The sequence below is a fragment of the Cytobacillus firmus genome, from assembly GCF_023612095.1.
In the GTDB taxonomy this organism is placed as follows: Bacteria; Bacillota; Bacilli; order Bacillales; family Cytobacillaceae; genus Cytobacillus.
Map to the genome: position 1 here is coordinate 644,184 of NZ_CP086235.1, position 12,770 is coordinate 656,953.

Consider the following 12,770-nt stretch of genomic DNA (forward strand, 5'->3'; position numbering starts at 1 on the left):
TTTAAAGGGGGTAGATTCTGAATGGCGGGGGTATTATTTGGTTCATTTGCCGCATTTCTATTTTTAACTGTTCCAATAGGAATAGCAATCGGATTAGCCGTATTATTCACCATTTTATATACCGGCAGTATGCCAGTTGAATTCCTGATGAAGGAATTAACCAACTCAGTTGACTCTTTTCCGCTGCTGGCTGTTCCATACTTTATTATCGCCGGTGAAATCATGGGGAAGGGAGGAATATCCAAGCGGCTGTTTAATGTAGCTGATTCAATGGTAGGGAATAAGACAGGCGGCATTGCTATGGCAACGATCGTAACCTGTATGTTTTTTGCAGCGATATCAGGTTCAGGACCTGCAACTGTTGCGGCGATTGGCGGGATTATGATTCCTGCCATGGTCCAGAAAGGTTATGATAAACGCTTTGCAACAGCGGTTGTTGCATCAGCCGGTTCAATTGGCGTAATTATTCCGCCAAGTATTCCTATGGTTATTTATGGTGTATCCGGCAGTGTTTCGATTGGAGATATGTTTATTGCCGGAATCATCCCGGGAATTTTGGTGGGAATTGGCTTAATGATCTATTCTTACTTTCATTCAAAAAAAATGGGCTATACTGGATCAGACCAAAAGACAACCTTAAAGGGCATTTTAACAGCTCTTTGGGAAGCTAAATGGGCTCTCATGATTCCGATTGTTATTTTAGGTGGTATTTACGGCGGTATCTTTACGCCAACAGAAGCGGCCGTAGTTGCGGTGGTTTTCGGTTTAATTGTCAGTGTTTTTGTTTACAGAGAATTGAAATTCAAAGATTTGCCTCAGATTTTTGTGGATTCTGCTTTAACAACAGCTTCTGTGCTTGTAATTGTTGGAGCGGCTACAGCATTTGGGCGGTTATTGACACTTGAACAAATTCCGAATCAAATCGCTGAAGCCATGATTTCCATTTCGAGCGAGCCGCTTATCATCATGATGCTCATTACCTTATTGCTCTTAATTGTAGGGTGTTTCATGGACACGATTGCAGCGATTATCATCTTAACGCCAATACTCCTGCCAGTTGCCCTTCAGATAGGCTACGATCCGATTCACTTTGGGATTATTATGATCGTAAACCTGGCTATTGGTTTTATAACACCGCCGCTTGGTGTAAACCTGTTTGTGGGTGCTGGGATCTCAGGCCTGACACTGGAACAGCTATCTAAAGCGATTGTGCCGTTTTTCTTTGCAATGGTAGTCACACTGCTGATCATTATTGTCATACCGCAGATTTCACTTCTGTTCTTATAAACGGGCAAATCAGTGCTCAGCGGATATTAAACAGCATTTTTATAAAGAGAATAGCTGTTTCCTTTTTGTGTATATTACAAAACTCAGTTTTATATTATAGGACAATGAACAACTTTAGATATTTGCAGCAAAACTAACGAAGGGGAGATGAAGATGAAAAACAAGAAGTTATTTGGATTGGCAGCCACCGCGCTTGCAAGCTTCTTAATCCTCACCGGCTGCGGCGGGGAGGAAGCAGGAGGAGAAAATGGGGAGGAAAGAAAAAGGTAATCAAAGTTGCACATTACTTTGCTGAGGACCATCCCCAAAATGTGGCATTGAAAGAAAAGTTTAAAACGATTGTAGAAGAAGAAACCAACGGCGAGCTGGAAGTTCAGCTTTACCCGAACAGTACATTGGGGGCCGAGAAAGAATTCTATGATGGTGTCCGCAACGGGACAATCGAAATGGGAATTCCAGGTTTGATCATGCAGGCTGATATTCCGAAAATGGCCGCCCCGGAATGGCCATTCTTATTTAAAGATTTCGACCATGCAAAAAAGGTATTGAATGGGCCGATTGGTGATGAATTGACAGAAGACCTTGAATCTGAACATGGTGTAAAGCCTCTTGCCTGGAGTGCAAATGGATTTAGAATGATTTCCTCAAACAAAACGATTGATAGTTTAAAAGATCTTGACGGAATTCGCTTAAGAATGCCAAATATACCAAACTATATTGAACTGGGAAAATTACTTGGCGCTAATGTGACTCCTCTCCCAATCTCTGAAGTATTCACAGCGATGGAGCAAAAAGTAGTTGATGGCCAGGATAATCCAATCGCTACAGTCAGGGCATCAGGCTGGTATGAAGTGCAAAGCGACATTCTGGAATCAAAGCATATGTTTAGCCCTAACCTATATATCATCAACAGTAATTTTTGGAACGGTTTGACGGAAGAGCAGCAGAAAATTATCGAAAAGGCCTCAAAAGAAGCTGCAGATTATGAATTTGACCTCCTTGAGAAGAGCTATGAAGAAGATAAGAAATTCCTCGAAGACAATGGCTTAAAGTTTACAGCTCCTTCAGAAGAGTTTTCAGCTGAGATGGAAGAAGCAGCACAGCCTTTGTATGAAGAGATTTACAGTGAATTTGATTGGGCGAAGGATTTAGCTGATCGCATCCGTGCGGAAGCAGAGTAGCAGGAAGAAGAAGCCTGGAGGATATAACCCTGTTATTCCTCCGAGCTTAAATTGCAGGGAGGAGTAAGCTGTGTTTAGCAAAATTAACTCTTTTTCTACCAAACTATTAAACATTGCGATTGCCTTTTCACTGGCAGCCATGTCCCTCTCCGTCTTTGGAAATGTTGTTTTGAGATATGTATTCAATTCAGGTCTTACCTGGTCTGAAGAAATGTCCCGCTACTTTTTTGTCTGGATGGTCTTCCTGGGGGCCATTGCTGCACTGAAGGATAAAATGCACCTTGGCGTGGATATCGTTGTCAATGCCTTGCCAAAGGGACTTCAGAAAGTTGCCTTTCTGATCAGTAATGCAATAGTCCTTTACCTGCTATGGCTGATCTTGGAGGGAAGCTGGAAAATGACTCTTCTTAATATGAACAGTACCGGTCCGGCAACAGGCATGCCTCTTTCTTATTTATATGGAATAGGTGTTGTATCCAGTATTTGGATGATGGTCATCGTTATTGCCAGCCTCTTTAAGGCTATTAGAGGAAAGTCTGAAAACTTTACGATCATTCAATCCTCAGACGACGTATTAGCAGAAGTTAACCATGATCAAGAAGAGAAGATCATTGCAAAATAGCGGCGGATGGAAAGGAGGGGGATATTTTTCATGATTGGAGTATTTTTAGGGTCTCTGTTTGGGTCACTGACACTAGGAGTGCCAATTGCATTTGCACTGCTTGCCAGCGGAGTTATGCTGATGTTAGTTATGGGCACATTTGATAGCCAGATTGTTGCCCAAAACCTGATTAATGGAGCTAATAACTTTTCACTAATGGCCATTCCGTTTTTTGTTTTAGCGGGAGAACTGATGAATGCAGGAGGAATCTCCAAGCGTATCGTTGATTTTTCCATGGCGCTGGTAGGGCACATCCGTGGCGGACTTGGCTTTGTAGCCATTATTGCAAGTATTCTTTTTGCGGGATTATCAGGGTCCGCTGTTGCAGATACAGCAGCACTGGGGGCAATTTTAATTCCTATGATGATTGCCAAAGGATATAACGTTAACACATCAACAGGCATCATTTGTGCATCAGGTATTATAGCTCCTGTTATACCGCCAAGTATTCCCATGATTTTATTTGGGGTAACTGCGGGTGTATCCATTACAGATTTATTCATGGGCGGTATCATTCCTGGAGTGATGATGGGAGTCGGGCTCATGATTGGCTGGTTCTTTATGTCACGGAAGGATACAAGTGAGCTTCCTCCGCGAAAATCAGCCAAAGAAATTTGGAAAGCGATTCAGGATGCCAGTTTTGCTTTAATGCTTCCAGTCATCATTATTGGCGGTCTGCGCGGCGGGGTTTTTACACCAACTGAGGCTGCCGTTGTAGCTGCATTTTATGCCTTGTTTGTTGGCTTATTCATTTACCGTGAGCTGAAGCTGGAAGAGCTGTACCATGTTTTAATTGCTTCAGCAAAGACAACAAGTGTTGTGATGTTTGTGGCCGCTGCTGCCATGGTATCAGCCTGGCTTATTACGGTCGCAAATGTCCCTGCAGAGATTGCGGGCTACATGGGATCATTAGTTGAAAGTCCTCTGATCTTAATGATGGTTATTATGATTTTCCTGCTGCTGATTGGCCTTGTGATGGATCTGACACCGGCTATTCTTATTTTCACACCAGTGCTGCTGCCGCTTGTTAAGATGGCCGGAATCGATCCAGTCTACTTCGGAATTGTCATGGTTATCAATCTGTGTATCGGATTGATTACACCTCCGGTGGGCACTGTTTTATATGTTGGCTGCGGAATCAGCAAAATCAGCCTGGTCGAGTTGACGAAAGGAATTTGGCCATTCCTGGTTGTTCATGTCATTGTGCTTCTTCTATTGATCCTATTCCCGGAAATTATTACAGTGCCGCTTGCATGGCTGAATTAATGAAGGAGAAAAGGTAATGGACATAATTAAAGAAATCTTAAAGGATATCCCTATTCCCAGAATGGTAAAAGTAAGACAGAATTTCCACGCACCCCAGCTGGAAGATGTGGCGGATGAGGTACGGAAAACCCTGAATGACACCAATGTGCTGGCCAGAATTAATGAAGGAGATTCCGTGGCGATTGCGGTTGGAAGCAGGGGACTGGCAGATTTGCCTGTTCTGGTTCGTGAAACGGTCAGAGAAATTAAACGTGTCGGAGGGAATCCGTTTATCGTACCTGCCATGGGGAGCCATGGAGGTGCTACCTCGGAAGGCCAGATTGATGTGCTTCACCAATTGGGTGTAACGGAAGGTGCTGTTGAGGCACCGATTAAATCCTCCATGGAAGTTGTCAAGATTGGCGAACTTCCAAATGGGCTTCCGGTCTATATTGACCGAAACGCCTATGAGGCTGACAAGATTGTTGTCATTAACAGGGTCAAACCTCATACAGCATTCCGCGGACCGGTTGAAAGCGGCCTTATGAAAATGATTACCATCGGGCTCGGAAAACAAAAAGGGGCAGAAGCCGCTCATGCCTATAGTTTTAAATATATGGCAGAGCATGTGCCGGAAATGGCCAAAATTTCATTATCAGAAGCTCCAATCATTTTCGGCCTTGCCTCTCTCGAAAATGCTTATGACAAGATTGCAAAGGTTGTTGCAGTTCCGGCAGAAGAACTGGAGACAGTGGAACCGGAACTTCTGAAAGAGGCCAAATCTTTAATGCCAAAAATTCATTTTGATGAGTTTGATGTCCTGATTGTCGACGAGCTTGGAAAAGATATTTCAGGTGACGGGATGGACCCGAATATTACAGGGAATTTCGCTACGCCATATGCAACCGGCGGACCGGATATAAAAAGAACCGTGGTGCTGGGTTTAACCGAAAAAACGCATGGAAATGCGAATGGCATCGGCATGGCAGACATGACAACGAAAGCAGTAGTAGATGAAATTATATGGGAAAAAGGCTATGCAAATGCTCTGACCAGCACCGTGATCGAAGTCATTAAGCTTCCAATGGTGCTTGAAACAAAAGAGCTTGCTGTCAAGGCTGCTATTAAAACCTGCAATGCCTTTGATTTAAACAAGGTAAAAGCTGTTCGAATCAAGAATACATTAGACATCGGAGAAATCTGGATTTCAGAGAGTTTGATTGAGGAAGCGAAACAAAACAGCAATTTGAAAATTATTTCCGATCTCCAGGAATTGGTGCTCGATTAATCCGAAGATTACCTGCAAAAAATTATTCTTGCAGATTGATAGATAAGGAGTGTTCATATGACACATTTATACCCGCTTATAGATAATCCTGTAAATCCATACCGTGACAATGTACAGGGAAAAGCAAATGAACCGATTACGGTAGCTGGACTTTTGGACCGGGCAAAACAGACACTTGGTTCTTCCTATGAAGGAGGAAAGCCGGATTGGACACTCGAGGAAATTTACAACCGCCTTGAAGTAAATGCTCCGCGAATTGCCATTATCGGAGGTTCATCTGACCATCCCGCTCACATCATGGACTATCAGACCTCTGCACGTGCAGCCATCCGCATCTGGCAGAATGGCGGGGTTCCCTTTTACTTTTCCACCCCGGTTATGTGTGATGGCACTGCCCAAAGCAATCAGGGGATGAGCTATTCCCTTCAAAGCAGGAACGCTGTTGCCCAAATGGTCGTCAATCAGCTGGAAGCACATAGTTATCATGGTGCATTCGTCATTCAAGGATGTGATAAGCAGCCGCTGGGCGTTGTCAGTGCGCTGGCACATGTTGATCGGGTAAGACGCAGCCGCGGCGAAGCTCCATTTTTTGCAACATTTGCCCCTGCACATGTTCTCGAAGGCGGATCGATTCCGGACGATGTAATCGCAGAGCTTGAAGAGTTGGCGAAGAAAGCTGAATTGAATGGTGCGGCTGATGTGGCGGCTGATTTGCGTGACACAATGGCATATATCCTGCAATGTTCATCAAATACAGCCTTCCAGGGTGTGTTCGAGCGTGCATATGAGAGGGGCATCTTAACAAAGGAACAGCATAAATATTTTGAAATGAGGCTGGCAGTTGCGACATGTGACGGACAGGGAGGGGTTTGTGCCTTTAATGGTACCGGTAATAGTTCCAGACATCTTGTAGCTGGACTGGGCCTTGTTCATCCGGCGGTGGAGCTGCTGACAGATCCGCCGACACAAAGGCAGATCAATTCGGTTCTTGACAGCTTTGCCACTATGATTAATGAAGAAAAATATGGTGTTTCCAATATTGTGGCTGCCAATATCAAGAATGCGATCCGCATTCATAGTGCATCCGGCGGTTCTACTAACCTGATGATGCATATTGTTGCGGGCATGCTCTATGGCGGATACAATTTTAGTCTATGGGATTTGGACCGCATACATCATGAGCATCCGATTCCTGATTTGTTTGACTATAGCCTGACAGAAGGCCGTGATATTTACTCGCTCGCCATGCAGTGCTGCAGCGGAACGAGCAGGGGAATGGAAACGCTTTTTTACGAATTGCTTGAACATGGTGTACCGATGGATCAGAATGCGCCAACAGTTGCAGCCAGATCCTGGAGAGAGCGTCTCGCCATCACAAGAAGCCTCCAGGCATCAAATGTAAAAGAAAATCCTGTTATATTATCTGCTGAAGAACCGCGCAGGGCATTTAGCGGAGTGGATGTTTTGCAGGGCAATTTCTTTGAAAGCGCAGTGGTAAAAATCAGCGGAATGCCGACACCGCAGCTTGATCAATTCGATGATAAGCTAGCATTTGTTCTTTATTTTGAGAATGAAGATGATGCAAACAGAAGCCTGCTTGACTCGAATCTGCTTAACGATATTAAAAAGGATAAGCTATTTGACCATAACCTGCTGCTTGAAACACTGAAATATAACAACAGAGCGGAATGGGAACTTTTAAAAGAGGAATCATACGAAAAGCTTTTTGACGAGATGGCTGAAAAAGGCATATTGAAAATTTCAGTTGTCATTGCCGGTCAGGGTCCGGTAGCCTTTGGAATGCCGGAAATGTTTACACCTATGCAGCATATTAATGCCAACCGGGTCATGAAAAAGGTCGCAACCATTATCAGTGACGGGCGCTATTCCGGCGTTACATACGGTGCTGCAATTGGACATATGACACCGGAAGCATACGAAGGCGGGGGCATCGGCTTCCTTCAGACAGGTGATGTTGTACATCTTCAGCTTCGGGGAAGGCGCATTGATTTTGTAGATAAAACCCAGCTTTTCGCAGGGAAGGTTGTCCATTCCTTTACTGACAGCTTAAAAGCAGATCGCCAGTCTCTTGTGGAAGAGAGAAAGCAGCGAATGAAGGCACGCCAGAAGCTGGTTGCAGCAAGCAATCGCATGTATGGCCATACGGATGCTGCAAACGGAGTGGTTCCGCTGGCCGTAGCCGAGGATGCAGTTCTGGATTATGAGACAGATGTTTTGCTTCAAGAAGCAGGCACTGTTGCAAAATAAAGAGGCAAGCTCGTCAAAATTCCTGTAAAATTAGGCTAAATAGAACTAGGAGAGTGAGCGGAAATGCCTATTATCCAATCAGTGGAACGTGCATTAAAAATTATGGATTTATTTGACGAGCGGGAAAGAGAATTATCCATTACAGAAATAAGCAAAAGAATGAATCTGCATAAAAGCACGGTTCATTCGCTGCTGAAGACTTTGCAGGAACAGAGATACATCTCCCAGAATGAGGAAAATGGAAAGTATCGTCTGGGACTTAAGCTTTTCGAACGGGGCAATATGGTCCTGAGTAATCTTGATTTGCGGAAAGTTGCCAGAAAGCATCTTGAAAGGCTATCCGCCATGACGAACTTAACGGTCCATCTGGTCATTCTCGACGGACAGGATGGAGTTTATATCGATAAGGTTGAAGGAAGCGGAGTTACGGTTCTTTACTCCCGCATCGGACGCCGGGTTCCCGTTCATACAAGCGCGGTAGGCAAATCGCTCATTTCAACGAAAACAGATGCCGAACTGGATCAGTTTCTTGAAAACTATCAGTACACAAAACAAACACCTAAATCAATCTCTTCGAAAGAAGAATTACTCTCGGAGGTTGCTCATGTCCGCACGGCTGGCTATTCAGTGGATAACGAAGAAAACGAACCGGGCATTGTCTGTTATGCTGTTCCGATCAAAGACTATTCCGGTCAGGTTATAGCCGGGATAAGCATGTCCATGCCTGCTTCTAAAGTAACGGATGAAATCCGTGAACACCACGTGGGACTTCTGAAAGAGTGCAGCACCAGCATATCGCAGGATCTCGGGTATGAGTACCAAAAAATTTAAGTGAATAAAAGTTTATCATTTTCCTTGCCGGCGGGGAGCCTGTTCAGAAGGCTTCCCAATTGGTTGGCTTTACGCTGCCGGCATAGCCTAAATACACATTGAATTAATTAAAAATTTTAAAAATGGCAAATAGTCATTCAGGAGGAGTTAACATGAGAATTATCCGCTATCTAAAAGGAAATGAAAAACAACTGGCAGCTGTAACGAATGAGAATGAAGCAGCCGACCTTCCATTCAGCGATTTTATGTCACTGATTGCTAAAGCGCGCGAAGATAACAAAACACCGTTTGATATTGTAAAACAGATTGCCGAGGAATCAGAAAAACTGCCGCTGGAAAATCTTCAATTAACCACTCCAATTGATGCTCCAGAAGTTTGGGCTTCAGGCGTAACCTATAAAAAAAGCAGGGAAGCGCGAAACTATGAAGCCACACAAGGAAAGCTTGACAGAGAAACGTTCTATGACAAAGTCTATGATGCGGTGCGTCCGGAAATCTTTTTCAAGTCAACATCTGCAAGAACGGTAGGTCCCAATGATCCTGTATACCTTCGGTCCGATTCCAACTGGCAAATCCCGGAGCCTGAGCTGGGGCTTGTCATTGATAAAGATGGCAAGGTGCTTGGCTATACGGCTGGAAATGATATGAGCTGCCGGGATATAGAAGGGGAAAATCCGCTGTACCTGCCGCAGGCAAAGGTTTGGAAGAATTCCTGTTCCATAGGGCCGGCTATTGTATTGGCCGAGACTGTTTCAGATCCTTATGAATTTCAGATTATTTGCCGCATCTACCGGGATGAAGAGCTTGTATTTTATGGAGATGCTCAAGTCAGCCAGCTGAAGCGCACCCTGGATGAGTTGGTCCAATACCTGGTGCTGGATAACCAAATCTTTGACGGAACGGTCCTTCTTACAGGAACCTGCGTTGTGCCGCCAAACGAATTTACTTTAGCGGAAAATGACAGGATTGAAATTGAAATCCCTGGCATTGGCATCCTGAATAACCCGGTTGTCCAAAGCCAGCAAGTAGGGCAGGCAGCTAAGGGGTGAGCTGATGAGTGGGTACAAGACACTGTTTTTAAATGAAAAGGATAGTGTAGCTGTAGCTCTTTCCGATATACCTGCGGGAGCGGAAGTGATTGTTAAAACAGAGGGCATCGAAAAAACAGTTAGAATTCTTGAGCCTATCCGTTTTGGCCATAAATTTGCAGTACGGGCCATTTCCCAGGGAGACGACATTATTAAATATGGTGAGGTAATCGGGGCAGCAGTCGCTCCAATCGATGCAGGGGAACATGTGCATGTTCATAATCTCGAAGGCAAAAGAGGAAGGGGTGACAAAGTTGTTCAATGAGAAGCTTCAGTTTTGGGGTACCGCCGTCCTGATGGCCGTGTTGGAGTAAGAAACCATGTGCTGATCCTGCCAACGATTACTTGTGCAACGCAAACGGCACAGCGGGTAACAGAGCTTGTAAGCGGAACCGTTACATTTATTCATCAGCATGGCTGTGCACAGGTTGGAACCGATTATGACCAGACGGCCAGAACATATGCCGGAATGGGAATGAACCCAAATGTTTACGGTGTGATCGTTCTCGGCTTAGGCTGTGAAACCCATCAGGCACACCGTATTGGCGACGAAATTGCCAAATGCGGCAAGCCGGTCGAGACCGTATCGATACAGGAACATGGCGGCACACTTCAAACCATTGCCGAGGTGGCTAAAATTGCGGTGAAAATGGTTCAGGATGCATCTATGGTGCAGCGTGAGCTATGTGATTTCAGCGAATTGATTGTCGGTACAGAATGCGGGGGCTCGGATGCATGCTCCGGCCTTTCGGCAAACCCGGCTGTTGGGCGTACAAGCGACATGCTTGTTGAACATGGCGGCACCGCCATTTTAGCTGAAACAACCGAATTAATCGGTGCAGAGCATTTGCTGGCCAACCGTGCAGCGAATGATTCAGTCGCAAAAAAGGCGTATGCCGTCATTAAAATGATGGAAAACCGCTCCATTCAGATGGGTGTTGATATCCGTACCGGCAATCCAAGCCCGGGCAACATTGAAGGCGGATTGAGCTCACTTGAAGAAAAGTCGCTTGGAGCTGCAACAAAGTCAGGCACGACACGTTTGGAAGAAGTGATTGACTATGCAGAAAGGCCAACCAAAAAAGGGCTGGTCTGGATGGATACCCCGGGCCATGATATTGAACAGTTAACCGGTATGGTTGCAGGCGGGGCACAAATTGTTCTTTTCACAAGCGGTCGCGGAACACCAACCGGATCGCCGATTGCACCTGTTATTAAAATCTCGACAAACACACCAATGTTCGAACGCATGAACGAAAACATGGATCTTGATGCCGGAACCATCGTTGACGGCAAAGAAACAGTCGGAGGAGTCGGCGGACGGATCATGAAGGAAATCCAGGCTGTCGCAAATGGCAAATTGACAAAAGCGGAAATCTTGAAGCAGCATGACTTTGGAATTTGGCGTATTGGCCCAACATTTTAATAAAAAGGAGATTATAAGCATGAAAACTACAATCGAAACCAAAACATACAGCAACTTCATTAATAACGAATGGAAAGAATCTGCATCCGGAAATGTCATTGAAAGCATTAACCCTGCTACAAAGGAAGCAGTCGGCTACGTTCAAAAATCTAATGAAGAAGAGCTGAACCAGGCTGTAGAGGCGGCATTCAAAGCGAAGAAAGCATGGCGCAAGCTTGGCCAGGCAGCAAGAGGACAGCTATTGTTCCAGACAGCAAACATCCTTGAATCTAGGCTGGATGAAATTGCGGAAAGCATGACGAGGGAAATGGGAAAGACCCTTCCTGAAGCAAAAGGAGAAACAGCCCGAGGCATTGCCATCCTCCGTTATTATGCAGGAGAAGGAATGCGCAAAGAGGGGGACGTGATTCCATCAACTGATAAAGATGCCCTTATGTTCACAAAGCGTGCTCCCCTTGGAGTTGTAGGAGTTATCACTCCCTGGAACTTCCCGGTTGCGATTCCAATCTGGAAAATCGCGCCTGCACTTGTGTACGGAAATACAGTTGTATTCAAGCCTGCGAGCGAAGCGGCTGTCACTGCTGCTAAGGTGGTCGAGTGCTTTGCAGAGGCCGGCTTTCCTGAAGGTGTCTTAAATTTTGTAACGGGTTCAGGCTCTGAGATCGGCCAGGGATTGATCGATCATCCTAAATTGAATGCCATTACTTTTACAGGGTCAGAGAGTGTTGGACAAAGCGTAGCGAAAGCAGCTGCTGCGCGCGGAATCAAATTCCAGCTTGAAATGGGCGGAAAGAACCCTGTTATTGTTGCGAAAAATGCCAATCTTGACCAGGCTGTTGAAGCGGTCATCAGCGGCGGATTCCGCTCATCTGGACAAAAATGTACGGCTTCAAGCCGCGTTATCGTAGAAGCCGATGTTTATAACGAATTCAAGCAAAAGCTTATCGAAGCTTCTGAAAAAATCACTGTCGGAAACGGCCTTGAAGAAGGCATCTGGATGGGGCCTTGTGCAAGCGAAAGCCAATTCAACACATTTAACAAGTACATTGAAATCGGAAAAAATGAAGGTGCCAGACTGGTTCATGGCGGCGAAGTGCTGACAGGCGGTGAATATGATAACGGCTTCTTCGTTAAACCGGCTATTTTTGAAGAAGTCACAGCTGATATGACGATTGCACAGGAAGAGATCTTTGGGCCGGTCATTGCGCTTATTAGAGCCGTTGACCTGGAAGAAGCAATCGAAGTGGCAAACAATACTAAATATGGATTGAGTGCATCGATCTTTACTTCAGATATCAGCTCGATTCTGGAATTCATCGATGAAATTGAAGCGGGTCTCGTCCGGATCAATGCGGAAAGCGCCGGTGTAGAACTTCAGGCGCCATTTGGCGGAATGAAGGCTTCAAGTACAGGCTCACGTGAACAAGGTGAAGCTGCAAAAGAATTCTATACAGCCATTAAAACAGTTTTCATAAAAGGCTCTTAAATCGGCTAA

General features: G+C 45.2%; 11 protein-coding genes. All 11 read left to right on the plus strand.

Features of this window, described 5'->3' with window-relative positions:
- Positions 1–21 precede the first annotated feature (21 nt).
- The 11 genes from LLY41_RS03195 to gucD all read left to right on the plus strand — a co-directional run bounded on the left by LLY41_RS03195 (position 22) and on the right by gucD (position 12,761).
- Entirely contained in the window at positions 22–1,287 is a 1,266-nt protein-coding gene (locus LLY41_RS03195; RefSeq protein WP_095243441.1) for a TRAP transporter large permease, read from the plus strand.
- 311 nt (positions 1,288–1,598) lie between these two features.
- Entirely contained in the window at positions 1,599–2,468 is an 870-nt protein-coding gene (locus tag LLY41_RS03200; RefSeq protein WP_304586937.1) for a TRAP transporter substrate-binding protein, read from the plus strand.
- A gap of 70 nt (positions 2,469–2,538) precedes the next feature.
- Positions 2,539–3,090 carry a TRAP transporter small permease gene (locus tag LLY41_RS03205; protein ID WP_304586938.1) on the plus strand — a complete coding sequence of 184 codons (552 nt, stop codon included), beginning with the start codon at positions 2,539–2,541 and terminating at the stop codon, positions 3,088–3,090.
- Between the two features lie 30 nt (positions 3,091–3,120).
- Entirely contained in the window at positions 3,121–4,395 is a 1,275-nt protein-coding gene (locus LLY41_RS03210) for a TRAP transporter large permease (RefSeq protein WP_304586939.1), read from the plus strand.
- 16 nt (positions 4,396–4,411) lie between these two features.
- Positions 4,412–5,662, plus strand: a complete 1,251-nt coding sequence (locus tag LLY41_RS03215; protein ID WP_304586940.1) for a nickel pincer cofactor-dependent isomerase, group 22 — start codon at positions 4,412–4,414, stop codon at positions 5,660–5,662.
- A 57-nt stretch (positions 5,663–5,719) separates the two neighbouring features.
- Positions 5,720–7,930: a dihydroxy-acid dehydratase domain-containing protein gene (locus tag LLY41_RS03220; protein WP_304586941.1), complete on the plus strand. Its 2,211-nt coding sequence runs from the start codon at positions 5,720–5,722 to the stop codon at positions 7,928–7,930.
- Positions 7,931–7,993: 63 nt separating this feature from the next.
- The gene (locus LLY41_RS03225) at positions 7,994–8,761 is read left to right on the plus strand and encodes an IclR family transcriptional regulator (protein WP_304586942.1); all 768 of its coding nucleotides are present in this window, start codon (positions 7,994–7,996) and stop codon (positions 8,759–8,761) included.
- 152 nt (positions 8,762–8,913) lie between these two features.
- Positions 8,914–9,810 carry a fumarylacetoacetate hydrolase family protein gene (locus tag LLY41_RS03230; protein WP_095243447.1) on the plus strand — a complete coding sequence of 299 codons (897 nt, stop codon included), beginning with the start codon at positions 8,914–8,916 and terminating at the stop codon, positions 9,808–9,810.
- Between the two features lie 4 nt (positions 9,811–9,814).
- Positions 9,815–10,114: a UxaA family hydrolase gene (locus LLY41_RS03235; RefSeq protein WP_095243448.1), complete on the plus strand. Its 300-nt coding sequence runs from the start codon at positions 9,815–9,817 to the stop codon at positions 10,112–10,114.
- Positions 10,115–10,126: 12 nt separating this feature from the next.
- A complete protein-coding gene (locus tag LLY41_RS03240) occupies positions 10,127–11,275 on the plus strand; it encodes a UxaA family hydrolase (protein ID WP_304586943.1) in 1,149 nt (382 codons plus the stop codon).
- Between the two features lie 19 nt (positions 11,276–11,294).
- Positions 11,295–12,761 (plus strand): alpha-ketoglutaric semialdehyde dehydrogenase GucD, encoded by a 1,467-nt coding sequence (gene gucD, locus LLY41_RS03245; protein ID WP_304586944.1) that lies wholly within the window; start codon positions 11,295–11,297, stop codon positions 12,759–12,761.
- The last annotated feature ends 9 nt before the right edge of the window (positions 12,762–12,770 follow it).